At 57.7% G+C, this 14455-nt stretch carries 10 protein-coding genes; 7 read left to right on the top strand and 3 right to left on the bottom strand.

All coding sequences use genetic code 11. The features are described from left to right. Positions 1-22: 22 nt before the first annotated feature. From HMPREF3098_RS01725 to tuf, 7 genes are all read left to right on the top strand, one after another. Entirely contained in the window at positions 23-3991 is a 3969-nt protein-coding gene (locus HMPREF3098_RS01725) for a DNA-directed RNA polymerase subunit beta' (RefSeq protein ID WP_070433766.1), read from the top strand. Between the two features lie 318 nt (positions 3992-4309). Beyond that, positions 4310-5605 carry an alpha/beta fold hydrolase gene (locus HMPREF3098_RS11765; protein WP_246815806.1) on the top strand — a complete coding sequence of 432 codons (1296 nt, stop codon included), beginning with the start codon at positions 4310-4312 and terminating at the stop codon, positions 5603-5605. A gap of 158 nt (positions 5606-5763) precedes the next feature. Beyond that, the gene (locus HMPREF3098_RS01735) at positions 5764-5967 is read left to right on the top strand and encodes a DUF4236 domain-containing protein (protein ID WP_070433768.1); all 204 of its coding nucleotides are present in this window, start codon (positions 5764-5766) and stop codon (positions 5965-5967) included. 385 nt (positions 5968-6352) lie between these two features. Next, the gene (rpsL, locus tag HMPREF3098_RS01740; RefSeq protein WP_013889246.1) at positions 6353-6724 is read left to right on the top strand and encodes a 30S ribosomal protein S12; all 372 of its coding nucleotides are present in this window, start codon (positions 6353-6355) and stop codon (positions 6722-6724) included. A gap of 3 nt (positions 6725-6727) precedes the next feature. Then, positions 6728-7198, top strand: a complete 471-nt coding sequence (rpsG, locus tag HMPREF3098_RS01745) for a 30S ribosomal protein S7 (protein ID WP_013889247.1) — start codon at positions 6728-6730, stop codon at positions 7196-7198. Positions 7199-7513: 315 nt separating this feature from the next. After that, complete coding sequence (fusA, locus tag HMPREF3098_RS01750; RefSeq protein ID WP_070433769.1) at positions 7514-9631, top strand: elongation factor G; 2118 nt, start codon at positions 7514-7516, stop codon at positions 9629-9631. Positions 9632-10055: 424 nt separating this feature from the next. Then, positions 10056-11246: an elongation factor Tu gene (tuf, locus tag HMPREF3098_RS01755; RefSeq protein ID WP_035113608.1), complete on the top strand. Its 1191-nt coding sequence runs from the start codon at positions 10056-10058 to the stop codon at positions 11244-11246. Positions 11247-11638: 392 nt separating this feature from the next. Here tuf and HMPREF3098_RS01760 read toward each other — a convergent pair whose 3' ends face one another. The 3 genes from HMPREF3098_RS01760 to HMPREF3098_RS01770 form a co-directional block, all read right to left on the bottom strand. Then, the gene (locus tag HMPREF3098_RS01760) at positions 11639-12001 is read right to left on the bottom strand and encodes a hypothetical protein (RefSeq protein WP_070433770.1); all 363 of its coding nucleotides are present in this window, start codon (positions 11999-12001) and stop codon (positions 11639-11641) included. A gap of 415 nt (positions 12002-12416) precedes the next feature. Then, the gene (locus tag HMPREF3098_RS01765) at positions 12417-13415 is read right to left on the bottom strand and encodes a hypothetical protein (protein ID WP_070433771.1); all 999 of its coding nucleotides are present in this window, start codon (positions 13413-13415) and stop codon (positions 12417-12419) included. A gap of 167 nt (positions 13416-13582) precedes the next feature. Next, positions 13583-14257 (bottom strand): sortase, encoded by a 675-nt coding sequence (locus HMPREF3098_RS01770; RefSeq protein WP_246815807.1) that lies wholly within the window; start codon positions 14255-14257, stop codon positions 13583-13585. Positions 14258-14455: the final 198 nt, after the last annotated feature.

Consider the following 14455-nt stretch of genomic DNA (forward strand, 5'->3'; position numbering starts at 1 on the left):
CAGGAGGGGAAAGGAAGTTCACGTGCTGGACGTCAACTTCTTCGACGAGCTTCGCATCGGCCTGGCTACGGCAGACGACATCCGTCGTTGGTCCCGTGGTGAGGTAAAGAAGCCCGAAACGATTAACTACCGTACTCTCAAGCCAGAGAAGGACGGTCTGTTCTGCGAGCGCATCTTCGGTCCTACCCGCGACTGGGAGTGTGCTTGTGGTAAGTACAAGCGTGTCCGCTACAAGGGCATCATCTGTGAGCGCTGTGGTGTGGAAGTCACCAAGTCCAAGGTGCGCCGTGAGCGCATGGGGCACATTGAGTTGGCTGCTCCCGTAACGCACATTTGGTACTTCAAGGGCGTTCCATCCCGCCTGGGTTACCTGTTGGACCTCGCTCCGAAGGATCTGGAAAAGATCATCTACTTCGCAGCGAACATCATCACCTCCGTGGACGAAGAGGGCCGTCACAACGACCAGTCCACCCTCGAAGCCGAGATGATGCTGGAGAAGAAGGAAGTCGAGGCCGACCGCGATGCGGAACTGGCCGAGCGTTCCGAGACCCTCGAGCAGGATTTGGCTGAGGCAGAGGCCGCCGGTCTGAAGGCCGATGCCAAGCGCAAGATCCAGACCGCTGCAGAGCGCGAGATGCGACACATCCGTGAGCGTGCCGACCGCGAGCTCGACCGCCTAGACGAGATCTGGAACACCTTCGTCAAGCTGGCTCCAAAGCAGATGATCGTCGATGAGAACATCTACACCGAGCTGCAGGACCGCTACGAGGATTACTTCACTGGTGGCATGGGTGCTGAGTCCATTCAGACTCTGATCCGCAACTTTGACCTGGAAGCCGAGGCCGAGTCTCTCCGTGAGATCATCCGCGATGGCAAGGGCCAAAAGAAGCTCCGGGCCCTGAAGCGCCTGAAGGTTGTTGCAGCCTTCTTGCGCTCCGGTAACGATCCCGCTGGCATGGTTCTGGACTGCATCCCAGTGATCCCTCCGGAGCTGCGCCCGATGGTGCAGCTCGACGGTGGTCGCTTCGCCACATCCGACCTCAACGACCTGTATCGCCGCGTTATCAACCGCAACAATCGCCTGAAGCGCATGCTGGATCTCGGCGCTCCTGAGATCATCGTGAACAACGAGAAGCGCATGCTGCAGGAATCCGTTGACGCGCTGTTCGACAACGGCCGTCGCGGACGTCCGGTCACTGGCCCAGGTAATCGTCCGCTGAAGTCCCTTTCTGACTTGCTGAAGGGTAAGCAAGGACGTTTCCGTCAGAACCTGCTGGGTAAGCGCGTGGACTACTCCGGTCGTTCCGTGATTATCGTTGGTCCGCAGCTGAAGCTGCACCAGTGTGGTTTGCCAAAGCTGATGGCTTTGGAGCTGTTCAAGCCATTCGTTATGAAACGTCTGGTGGAAAAGAGCTACGCCCAGAACATCAAGTCCGCTAAGCGCATGGTGGAGCGTCAACGCTCCGAGGTGTGGGACGTTCTGGAAGAGGCCATCGCAGAGCACCCAGTGATGTTGAACCGTGCACCAACTCTGCACCGCCTGGGTATCCAGGCGTTCGAGCCAATCTTGGTTGAAGGTAAGGCTATTCAGCTGCACCCACTGGCATGTGAGGCCTTCAACGCCGACTTCGACGGTGACCAGATGGCAGTGCACCTGCCACTGTCCGCTGAGGCACAAGCTGAGGCTCGCATCCTGATGCTGGCTTCCAACAACATTTTGTCCCCAGCATCCGGTAAGCCGCTGGCTATGCCTCGTCTGGACATGGTGACGGGCCTGTACTACCTGACCCTGGTCAAGAGTGAGGACGAGTTCGGTGGGCAGGGTGCTTACCAGCCAGCTACCGAGGACGGCCCAGCAAAGGGTGTTTACTCTTCCCTGGCCGAAGCCATCATGGCGTACGACCGCGGTACCTTGGGCCTGCAGGCGCCGATTCACGTTCGAATCAACCACCTGCGCCCAACGGCTGAGGTTGAAGCAGAACTGTTCCCAGACGGTTGGCAGCGCGGTGAGACCTGGTTGGCTAAGACAACCCTGGGCCGCGTGCTGTTCAACGAGTTGCTGCCATGGAACTACCCATACGTTGAGGGTGTTATGGCCAAGAAGCCACAGGCTACGGTCATTAACGACTTGGCGGCGAAGTACCCAATGATCACGGTTGCGCAGACCGTGGACAAGCTCAAGGATGCCGGTTTCTACTGGGCAACCCGCTCCGGCGTGACCATCACCATGCACGACGTGTTGGTTCTGCCGAACAAGCAGGAAGTCCTAGACGAGTACGAGGCCAAGGCTCGTGTTATCGAGAAGAAGCTGGCACGAGGCAAGATCAATGAAGCCGAGCGCTACCAGTCCCTAGTTGACCTGTGGAAGGAAGCAACGGACTTTGTGGGTCAGTCGGTGGAGGACCTGTACCCGGATGACAACCCGATCCCGATGATCGTGAAGTCCGGTGCTGCCGGTAACATGCGCCAGATCTGGACCCTGGCCGGCATGAAGGGCATGGTTACTAACTCTCGTGGTGAGTACATCACCCGTCCAGTGAAGACCTCCTTCCGTGAAGGCCTGTCCGTGCTGGAGTACTTCAACAACTCCCACGGTTCTCGTAAGGGCCTGGCCGATACCGCTCTGCGTACCGCCGACTCGGGTTACCTGACCCGTCGTCTGGTGGACGTGGCACAGGACGTCATCGTTCGCGAGGACGACTGTGGCACCTCTCAGGGTGTCGTCATGGACGTCACCACGCCAATCCTCGATGGCGAGGGCAAGCCCACGGGTCAGTTCGTCGCCGCAGACTTCGTGGAGACCTCCGTACTGGGTCGCTACTTGGCGGCCGACGCCAAGGATTCCGAGGGCAACGTCAAGCTCGAGGCCGGCAAGGTTGTTGGCGAGCTCGAGCTGAAGGCGCTCATCGATGCGGGTGTGGAGAACGTCAAGGTTCGTTCTGTCATGACCTGTGCGACGGCCACGGGCGTGTGCTCCACTTGCTACGGCCGTTCGATGGCAACCGGTAAGAAGGTTGAGATCGGCGAGGCTGTGGGCATTGTGGCTGCACAGTCCATTGGTGAGCCTGGTACCCAGCTGACAATGCGTACGTTCCACCTTGGTGGCGTCGGTGGCGATATTACGGGTGGTTTGCCACGCGTGCAGGAGCTGTTCGAAGCACGTGTACCGAAGGCAAAGTCCCCGATCGCTTCCGTAGATGGTCGCGTGAAGATCGAGGACGACGATGCGTTCTACACCCTCACGATCGTCCCAGATGACGGTTCCGACGAGGTCGTGTACGAGAAGCTGTCCAAGCGCCAGGGCCTGGCAACTTTGGGCACGGGTGGCGTAGAGCGTCCAATCCGCGAGGGCGATCGTGTCAAGATGGGCCAACAGCTGCTGAAGGGCGCAGCAGATCCCCACGAGGTTCTGCGTGTTCTCGGCCGTCGTGGCGTGCAGCAGCACCTGATTAACGAAGTCCAGAAGGTCTACCGTGATCAGGGTGTGGCTATTCACGACAAGCACATCGAGATCATCGTTCGCCAGATGCTGCGCCGCGTGACAGTCATCGACTCGGGTTCCACCGAGTTCCTGCCGGGTTCCCTGGTGGAGCACGCGGATGCCGTGGCAGCTTCCAAGGAGGCCGTCAAGTCCGGCGGTCGCCCAGTCGAGGTTCGCGCTGAGATCATGGGTATCACCAAGGCCTCTCTGGCAACCGAGTCGTGGCTGTCCGCAGCGTCCTTCCAGGAGACCACTCGTGTTCTTACGGATGCCGCTATCAACAAGCGTTCCGATAAGCTGATTGGTCTTAAGGAGAACGTGATCATCGGTAAGCTGATCCCGGCTGGTACGGGTATTGCTCGCTACCGCAACATTTCTGTGGAGCCAACCGAAGAGGCACGTGCAGCGGCTTACTCCCTGCCCTCCACCTTCGGTGACGGTTTCTACGGCGACGAAGGCTACGGAGAATTCACCGGAGCTGCGGTTCCACTGGACGACATGGAACTCTAAGTCCACGGTTCTGCTGGACGACATGCAACTCTAAGTCCGCGGTTCTCGCTGGGCGACATGGAACCCCAGGTCTGCGGTTCCGCTGGACGACATGGAACTCTAAGTCCGCGGTTCCGCTGGGCGACATGGAACCCCAGGTTCGCAGTCCGTGGGGGGGCATGAGTGGGGCTTGTGCCCCACAACATCTGTCCCCCTAAGCCTGTGACTTGAGAACCAAGGGCAAACGCCCTCACCCCTGATCCCGATTTGGGAAGGGAGGTGGGGGCGTTTTGCATCGCCAGCACCGTGGCCACGCGTAGACCGTGTAACTTAAACGCTATGAATAAAGGGATAATCATCCGCTCAGCAGCAATCGTCTGTAGTGCACTTATGGGATTTGCGGGCGCGGGGAGCGTGGCGTCGGCCCAAATGGCAGGTGCCAACGCCGAAACGGCGCAGGTAGCTGCAACCCGTGCGGCGGTGGGATCTCCTAGTTTTGAGGCCACTCGCACCACGACTACGACCGGCCCGGGCGCAGAGACGTTCATGGGCGCGTTTATGCAGACGTTGGCTCAGCCCCGGTTAGCACCGGTGGGTACCAATGATTGGACCTGTAAACCTTCTGCGGAGCACCCAAACCCGGTGATCCTTATTCACGGCACATGGGAGAACGCCTACGTCAACTGGTCCGGTATGGCACCACAGTTGAAGAAAGATGGATATTGCGTGTTCGCTCCGAACTTGGGGCGCGCGCATATTTGGAACAAGGGCGGGGTGGGCTCGCTGTTCCCAAACACGTTCGGCGTGGCGCCCGTTGATGTATCGGCGGGGCAGTTAGCGCAAGTAGTCGACGCGGTGCTGGGGGCGACTGGCGCTAAGCAAGTTGACTTGGTTGGGCATTCTCAGGGCGGGGTCATGGCGCGCTACTACGCGAAATTCGGTGGGGGAGTGGACGCGACCGATCCGAAGAAGAACAAGATCGGTAAAATCATCACGCTTGGTGCGACGAACCATGGCACGCAGCTGGGCGGAAAGTACCCGCAGAAGAAGGGCGGGAATGAACCTCAGGCAGTTGAGCGCGAGCAGGCTGCGGGTGAGCCACGCCCGTACGGGGCTGGTTCGGATAAGCAGGCACCTGGGGCGAGTAGCAAGGCGGCCGGATCGGACAACCAGGCACCTGGGGCGGGTAGCAAGGCGGCCGGATCGGACAACCAGGCGTTTTGGACGGGTAGCAAGGCGGCCGGATCGAACAACCAGGCTTTTACCGACGGTTACGCCGAATTCCGTCAGTGGTTCGGCGGTGTTGCGGGTTACCAGCAGGAGTATGGTTCAGAGTTCATTCGGAAACTGAATGAAGGTGGCGAAACACAGCCGGGTGTTGAATACACCATTATCGGGACGAAATACGACGAAATCTCTACGCCGTACGACGCCACGTTTTTGACCGCAGGGCGAGGTGCAACGGTTCGAAACATCACCATGCAAGACGGGTGCGTAGAGGACCATTCCGATCACATGACTATGTCGTACTCCCCGCGGGGAGTGGACTTGGTTCGTCATGCGTTAGATCCCAAATTGGTTCCGGCTGATCAGATTCGATGCACCGGGCAGGGCGACGTGTGGGGTAGTAGCTAGGGCGGGTTTACTAAGGCTGCGGGCACATGCTGGTGTCAACACTGAGGCGTGAGGCGGAGGGCGACGTGTGGGGGAGTAGCTAAGGCAAACGCTGTGCGTAGACTTCGGGCACCCACCATTTCAGTCACTGTGTCTGCCGTAGCAGATAGACTGCGCGTATGGGAATTTTCTTTCGCAACTCAAAAAAGATCGGGCCGTTCCGCGTTAACACGTCCACAGGTGGTGTGGGCGGTTCCGTCAAGATCGGGCCGGCTCGCATCACGCGCCGCGCTAATGGCAGCAACACGATCTCCTTTCGGAATGGCAGTGGGTTGAGCTACACCAAGTCTTTGGGTGGACTGTTTGGTAAAAAGAAGCGCTAGTCCCCGATAGTTGGCGGTGCTCGGTGGTTGCGTCAGTAGCGATTTGGATGTGAACGCGCTAGGCGCTAATATCTGCTCTTGTAGATTGCATTTCTATCATTGAGTGCTTTTAAGGATGTAAGTCACTTGCTGTGGCAAACGTTCCTACGCAGTGATGGATAACGCAAAGATCCTTGTGTTGAGTGCGCAGGGTGATACGAAGCGGAAGAGGCCCCGGGAAAGAGCCCCTATTTTTTGTTGTCTCCAAAACATGGATCCCTCATCGTGGGTATTCATGATGGCGCACTGCAAAGGATCGGCGGAGCTCAAGGGAAAAGCCTCGTTGTCGTCACGAGGCGCAACCCGCTGGAGTCTGCACCGAAACGAACAACAGGAAAGTTCATAAATGCCAACTATTCAGCAGCTGGTCCGTAAGGGCCGTCATGATAAGTCTCAGAAGGTGGCTACCGCTGCGCTGAAGGGTTCCCCACAGCGTCGTGGCGTGTGCACCCGTGTGTACACCACCACCCCAAAGAAGCCGAACTCCGCGCTCCGTAAGGTTGCCCGTGTTCGTCTGACCTCCGGTATCGAGGTTTCTGCTTACATTCCAGGTGAGGGCCACAACCTCCAGGAGCACTCCATGGTGCTCGTGCGTGGTGGTCGTGTGAAGGACCTCCCTGGTGTGCGTTACAAAATTGTCCGTGGAACCCTGGATACTCAGGGCGTTAAGGATCGTAAGCAGGCTCGTTCCCGCTACGGCGCGAAGAAGGAGAAGTAAAACATGCCTCGTAAGGGTCCAGCACCTTCCCGCCCCCTCGAAAATGATCCAGTATACGGCGATGTAATCGTCTCTCAGCTGGTGAACAAGGTTCTGCTCGATGGTAAGAAGTCCACCGCCGAGCGCATCGTCTACGGTGCCCTGGAGCAGTGCCGCGAGAAGACCGGTACCGATCCGGTACTCACCCTGAAGAAGGCTCTCGACAACATCAAGCCTGCACTCGAGGTTCGCTCCCGTCGTGTCGGTGGCGCTACCTACCAGGTTCCTGTTGATGTTCGTCCAGGCCGCTCCACCACCCTGGCTCTGCGCTGGTTGGTGACCTTCACCCGTCAGCGTCGTGAGAACACCATGATTGAGCGTCTCGCAAACGAGATCCTCGATGCATCCAACGGCCTCGGTGCTTCTGTGAAGCGCCGTGAGGACGTTCACAAGATGGCCGAGGCCAACCGCGCCTTCGCTCACTACCGCTGGTAAAACGCGGATGTGCCCTACTGCTTCACGTTCCCTCGCAGCGTAAAGTAGTGGGGCTATTGCCCTTTCTGGGCAAAAACTGCAGCCTGACCAATAGTTGAATGAAACAACAAATTCCGTTGGTGGGTTGCGCCCGGGCCAGCGTGGCGTCGAGAAATAAAAAACCACGTAAAAAGTGAGCTATCTTGCAACGACAAATAGCCGACTTGCTGGCACAATAGAAAAAGTACGTAAAAGCCCGCGACCTTTGCGGCATCGTTTCGGAGTTTCGAAACGAAGCCCGGGTTGCTCAAGCAAACGAAATGAGCGGATTCCCCAGTGGCACTTGAAGCGCTAACTGACCTGAAGAAGGTTCGCAATATCGGCATCATGGCACACATCGATGCCGGTAAGACGACTACCACCGAACGCATCCTGTTCTACACCGGTATTAACCGCAAGATCGGTGAAACCCACGATGGTGCGTCGACCATGGACTGGATGGAGCAGGAGAAAGAACGCGGTATCACCATTACCTCCGCGGCCACCACCTGCTTCTGGAAAGAAAACCAGATCAACATCATCGATACCCCAGGCCACGTGGACTTCACCGTTGAGGTGGAGCGCTCCCTGCGTGTTTTAGACGGTGCTGTTGCCGTATTCGACGCCAAAGAAGGCGTGGAACCGCAGTCCGAGCAGGTATGGCGCCAGGCAACGAAGTACGACGTCCCACGCATCTGCTTCGTTAACAAGATGGACAAGCTGGGTGCTGACTTCTTCTTCACCATAGACACCATCATCGACCGCCTGGGTGCAAAGCCATTGGTTATGCAGCTGCCAATCGGTGCAGAGGACAACTTCGACGGTGTTGTTGACCTGCTGGAAATGAAGGCACTGACGTGGCGCGGTGTCACTGAGATCGGAACCGAGGCTACCGTCGAAGAGATCCCAGCTGACCTGCAGGAAAAGGCTGAGGAGTACCGCGAGAAGCTCATCGAGACCGTTGCAGAGTCCGATGAAGAGCTCATGGAGCGTTACTTCGCTGGTGAGGAAATTACCGTTGACGAGCTGAAGGCTCAGATCCGCAAGCTGGTTGTGAACTCCGAAGTTTACCCAGTGTACTGTGGCTCCGCTTACAAGAACAAGGGTATCCAGCCAATGCTGGACGCAGTTATTTCCTTCCTGCCTAACCCAATGGACGTTGGTTCTATCAAGGGCCACGATCCAAAGGACGCAGAAAAGGAGATGCTGCGTAAGCCATCCAAGGATGAGCCATTCTCCGCTCTGGCCTTCAAGGTTGCCGTACACCCATTCTTCGGCAAGCTGACCTACGTACGCGTGTACTCCGGATCTGTTGAGTCTGGTGCCCAGGTCACCAACTCCACCAAGGATAAGAAGGAGCGCGTCGGTAAGCTGTTCCAGATGCACTCCAACAAGGAGCAGCCAGTGGATAAGGCTTCCGCTGGTCACATCTACGCCTTCATTGGTCTCAAGGACACCACCACCGGTGACACCCTGTGTGACACCCAGAACCCAGTGATCTTGGAGTCCATGGACTTCCCAGACCCGGTGATCGAAGTGGCCATCGAGCCAAAGACCAAGTCTGACCAGGAGAAGCTGGGCACGGCAATCCAGAAGCTCGCGGAAGAGGACCCAACCTTCACCGTGAAGCTGGATGACGAGACCGGCCAGACCGTTATTGGCGGCATGGGCGAGCTTCACCTGGACGTGCTGGTTGACCGCATGCGCCGTGAGTTCAAGGTCGAGGCAAACGTTGGTGCGCCACAGGTTGCCTACCGCGAGACCATCCGTAAGCCAGTTGAGAAGCTGGAATACACCCACAAGAAGCAGACCGGTGGTTCCGGTCAGTTCGCGCGCGTGATTATCGCACTGGAGCCTTACGAGCCAGAAGAGGGCTCCGACGAGACCTACGAGTTCGTTAACGAGGTCACCGGTGGCCGCGTTCCTAAGGAGTACATCCCATCCGTTGATGCGGGTATCCAGGACGCAATGCAGTACGGTTACCTAGCCGGCTTCCCACTGGTGAACATCAAGGCAACCCTGCTTGACGGTGCATACCACGAGGTTGACTCCTCTGAAATGGCCTTCAAGCTCGCCGGTTCTCAGGCACTGAAGGAAGCCGTTGCAAAGGCTAAGCCAGTTCTGCTGGAGCCACTGATGGCCGTTGAGGTCATCACCCCAGAGGAGTACATGGGCGACGTCATCGGCGACATCAACTCTCGCCGTGGTCAGATCCAGTCCATGGATGACCGCGCCGGCGCGAAGCTGGTTAAGGCAAAGGTTCCTCTGTCTGAGATGTTCGGCTACATCGGTGACCTGCGTTCCCGTACCGCAGGCCGTGCGAACTTCTCCATGATCTTCGATTCTTACGGTGAAGTTCCTTCGAACGTTTCCGCTGAGATCATCGCTGAGCGTACCGGTGGCGAGGTTAAGTAAACCCTCGGTCTGCTAGCTCCCCACGCTAAATCGGGCAGTTATTGAAACAGCTCGATCTAGCCTCCCTTCCCGCCGCGCATACGTGTGGCCGGGTAGGGGTCAGCACGGCGTATCCAAACTCAAAAGAGCACGCAAATCGGCCAAATTGGAAAATGCACCCGAATATGGGTAAGCGTTAATTTTCTGATTAGAGCCAGATCGCGTAGGATGCGGTGTGCTGGCCGTTACCCAGTTTGCGCCTTAGTCGGCTTTACTCCTCTCGATTAGAGGATCGCTGGGCGCGCTAAAAGACTGTAACCGGCAAGAAAGAAAAACTGACCGGAACTCATGCTCCACAACAGAAGTGGGGGCGTGATTCGGTTGGAAACAAAAAGATATGTGGCTGCGAAAGTCGTAGCCACCGAGCAGTCCAGGAGGACACAAAGTGGCGAAGGCTAAGTTCGAGCGTTCCAAGCCGCACGTAAACATCGGCACCATTGGTCACGTCGACCACGGCAAGACCACCACCACTGCCGCCATCACCAAGGTACTGGCTGACAAGTTCCCAGAGGCTAACAAGTCCTTCGCTTTCGACGCCATCGACAAGGCGCCGGAGGAGCGGGAGCGTGGTATTACGATTAACATCTCCCACGTTGAGTACGAGACCGAGAAGCGTCACTACGCTCACGTCGACGCTCCAGGCCACGCTGACTACATCAAGAACATGATCACCGGTGCTGCCCAGATGGACGGCGCGATCCTGGTTGTGGCTGCTACCGACGGCCCAATGCCTCAGACCCGCGAGCACGTTCTGCTGGCTCGTCAGGTTGGCGTTCCTTACATCCTCGTTGCACTGAACAAGTGCGACATGGTTGACGATGAGGAGCTGCTGGAGCTCGTTGAGATGGAGGTCCGCGAGCTGCTGGGCGAGCAGGACTACGATGAGGAAGCTCCTGTCGTTCACATCTCCGCACTGAAGGCTCTCGAGGGCGACGCAGAGTGGGCTGAGAAGATCGTTGAGCTCATGCAGGCTTGTGACGACTCCATCCCAGATCCAGTCCGTGAGACCGATCGTCCATTCCTGATGCCAATCGAGGACATCTTCACCATCACCGGCCGTGGTACCGTTGTTACCGGCCGTGTTGAGCGTGGCGTTCTGAACCTCAACGACGAAGTTGAGATCCTGGGTATCCGCGAGAAGTCCCAGAAGACCACCGTTACCTCCATCGAGATGTTCAACAAGCTGCTGGACACCGCAGAGGCTGGCGACAACGCTGCGCTGCTGCTGCGTGGTCTGAAGCGTGAGGACGTTGAGCGTGGCCAGATCGTCGCTAAGCCAGGCGAGTACACCCCTCACACCGAGTTCGAGGGCTCTGTCTACGTTCTGTCCAAGGACGAGGGTGGCCGCCACACCCCATTCTTCGACAACTACCGCCCTCAGTTCTACTTCCGCACCACCGACGTTACCGGTGTTGTGAAGCTGCCAGAGGGCACCGACATGGTTATGCCTGGCGACAACGTCGACATGAGCGTTACCCTGATCCAGCCAGTGGCTATGGACGAGGGCCTGCGCTTCGCTATCCGTGAGGGTGGCCGCACCGTTGGCGCTGGTCGCGTTACCAAGATCACCAAGTAAATTCATGTGCTCGGCCCTTGCCGAGTAGATGGAATTCGGTTTCATTCGCTGAACTTTCCTAAAGCTAAAGCGAGAGCCGAATAAACCCGGAGGTTCCTGTCAGGGGGCGTCCGGGTTTTTGCTATATCAGATGGTGCCGTCGTGTTACGAGTTTTGTGCGCAACGCGTGAGCCAACTGGAAACAGCCGAGCGCGTGAGCCAACGGGTAGTAACCGAGCGCGTGAGCCAACTGGAAACAACCGAGCGCGTGAGCCAACGGGTAGTAACCGAGCGCGTGAGCGCGCACTATCGCCGGACAATTAATGCTGAAGGGTTGGGATTCGCGGAGGCGCGCTGGGCTACCGGCTTCGAACCTGACCGACAATGCTGCTTGCGGTATTTCGGGCTGCGCTCTAGTTTTCCTTCTTGTCGCTATTGTTTTGACGATAGCCACGCAGAAACTCACGGGGCAGGCGCCCGTAGATCGTGTGCCCTACGTTCCCCGCGACCTTGCCCGCGCGATTGGCGAGTGATCCAACAAGGTTGACGGCTTGTTCCGCTACGGCCAGGGCTTGTTCCGCAGCGTGCTCGGGAATGAAGTCAGGGCGGTATTCTTCCACCTGCCGGCGAATGCGTGCGCGTCTGTCCCATTGATCGTCCAATGCATTCAACGCGGCGATAAGGTCCGCATCGGAGCCTCCGGCATCGGGGTGGTGCGCTCTAATGATGGCTCGTCGTTGTCGCAGGTACTCGGGGTCATGGCGGTAGTCGGTCAACTTGTTTCCTTAAGGACAGCTCTACCAATCTAGGCAGGATGCGATGCGTTCTACTACTCCGCGAGTCTACTTTATGACGGAAGATGCCCGAGCGGTCCCCCGAGACCCCACATGCGATACGTGGAATTGGCGAGCCACCCTCGGCTCTACCGCTGCACTTGGGCTGGCACTGCGGCCCTTGGGCTAGCACCGCTGCACTTGGGCTGGCACTGCGACACTTGGCTCCACGGCTGCACTTGGGCTAGCACTGCGGCACTCGGCTCCACGGCTGCACTAGGGCGGGCACTGCGGCCTTTGGGCTAGCACCGCTGTACTTGGGCTAGCTCCGTGGCACTGATAACTGAGAAAACCCCTCCCAGTACCGCTTGACGGTAGGGAGGGGGTCGTGGTGCAGTAGCTGGCCTGCGGGAACGATCTAAGCGAACAGCTTGCGACGGGACACCACTGCTGCAGCTGCAATCATCACAGTGATAGCCAAAGCTGCGAGACCGCGAGCGGCGGTGTTGGAACCGGTTTGTGCAAGCATGCCACGCCCGGTTTCCTTGGTTGCGGCATCAGCGGCACCACCATTGGCGGCCGCGTTCTCATCAAGCTTGCCACCCTGAGCAATGACCTCATCCTTGTGTTCGGCCAGCATATTCTCGGACGCGGCTTTTTCCTCAGGCGTTGGGGCCTGATTAGCGCGGTACTTGTCCTTCACGTAGGTCTTGCCGTCTTGGCTGAGGTACCACAGTACGCCACCAATGGTGAGTACAGCAGGAAGCACCAGCCACGCCAGTTGTTTTTTGTCAAACTCAGGCTTCTGCGCTTCTTCCTGTGATTGTTCAGGAAAGGCCTGGGCATATGCAGTGCGCATCTCATCGGTGATGTCCGCGTTCACCAGAGCGGCATCGTTGACGTAGAGGGACTTGTCCTGCATGTGCTGGTACCACTCGTGTCCGCTGGAATCCTTCTTGGTTGCGGGGAGTGCAGGGCTGTTCTGCTCCGGAGACTTTTCAGGTGCTGTCTCTGGGGCGGCAGCGTTTTCAAATGCCTTCTTGTATGCATCGCGCATCTCATCGGTGATGGCCTCGTTCACCAAAGCGGCATCCTTGACGTAGAAGGACTTGTCCTGCATGTGTTGGTACCACACGTGGCCCGTGGTGTCCGTCTTCGTCGCAGGATTGTTCATGTTTGGCTGCTCAACTGGAGCCTGCTTTTTGATAATCTCGTCAACTTTTTCGGCCGGGAGGGTTACAGACTTGCCGCCGAATTCTGGTGTGTAGACATAGCTGCCGTCTTCCTGCTTGGTGTAGACAGTGCCATCGAGCTCGATGGTTGCTGGCAGATCCTGAGCGTTGGCGACGGAGATGCCGCCGAATGCGAGAGCGGTGGCTACTGCGGCCGCAGTTAGAGTTTGGTGAAAACGCTTCATACTGTCTCCTCTGAGTGAGTCGGTGTGCCGTTTGAACGGCTTACTTCAGCAGACGTTAACATGCGTTTCATTCTTCACGTCAGTCACAACTGTCACATTTGCAGCAAAGCGAACAAATTTACCCCCAAAATTGTGTGGTTTTGAAAGACAAAGTGCTTTATTAATATCTAAGGTGACTCCGATGTTCTGGTCGAATGCGACACTCCTTGGAACTGCCATCCAATGACCGCGTTACGAACCGAGGAGGCCAAGGGGTTAGCCGGCTGAATGCAGCTGATGGTTAACAACCGGCCTGGGCGAGGCCCGTCGCCCCAAATTGCCGAGTCTTCGGCAAGTCCCTCCTTCTTCGGTTCATGTAAATCGGTCGCGGAATATACCAACCAGTTGTCGCCGGAATTCGCGGTACGTAGATACATCTTGTCGCCAACGGAAATGGTGTGGCGGTTCGCTCGCCCGTCATACAGTTTGTTGAAAACGGCGTGTATGCCCGCCCCGGTGTGTCCAGCCACTACCACGATGTCTGAAGCGTCCGTGCCAGGCAGGGAATATGGGCGGTCATTAGACGTGTACGTGCAGGCTCTATCTAATGTGTCGGGGTTGATCGCGTTGTCCTTGACGCGGCATGAACCATCTTCGAATTCGGCCCGCAATCCAATCCGCGGCACAACGATCTCCTTGGCTGCTGCCGGTGCGATCGCGGGGGACTTCTCTGCCCTCACCTCGTTGCTCTCTAGCCCGGCGGGAATATCGCCTTCATCTGAGTCGGGCCATAAAGAGAAAACCACAAGCGCCACAAGGGCAGCGAGCACAACGCGAAACGCGATCGAATTCTTCCAGGCCAACTTAAATCGGTCTTGTAGTGGTGTAGCCGCCGCGGTCTTTGCGGGTCGCCGGACATCGGTCCTGCCTCGAGGTCTCTGCGCGTCACTTCTGTTCGTAGCCCTTGCTTCTCGCCGAGGGTCCACCCCGGCTCTTTGCTTCCGCGCACTCAGGTTCCCCGGTGTGTTCGCTACTGGCCGAGTTGGCGCGGGCAACGGATG

Source organism: Corynebacterium sp. HMSC28B08, assembly GCF_001806865.1.
Classification (GTDB): Bacteria; Actinomycetota; Actinomycetes; order Mycobacteriales; family Mycobacteriaceae; genus Corynebacterium; species Corynebacterium auriscanis.

Excerpts from the sequence above, each read along its gene's own strand:
- HMPREF3098_RS01735 (WP_070433768.1), top strand. The coding sequence starts at position 5,764 with ATGGGAATTTTCTTTCGCAACTCAAAAAAGATCGGGCCGTTCCGCGTT.
- rpsG (WP_013889247.1), top strand. The coding sequence starts at position 6,728 with ATGCCTCGTAAGGGTCCAGCACCTTCCCGCCCCCTCGAAAATGATCCA.
- HMPREF3098_RS01765 (WP_070433771.1), bottom strand. The coding sequence starts at position 13,415 with ATGAAGCGTTTTCACCAAACTCTAACTGCGGCCGCAGTAGCCACCGCT.
- HMPREF3098_RS11765 (WP_246815806.1), top strand. The coding sequence starts at position 4,310 with ATGAATAAAGGGATAATCATCCGCTCAGCAGCAATCGTCTGTAGTGCA.
- rpsL (WP_013889246.1), top strand. The coding sequence starts at position 6,353 with ATGCCAACTATTCAGCAGCTGGTCCGTAAGGGCCGTCATGATAAGTCT.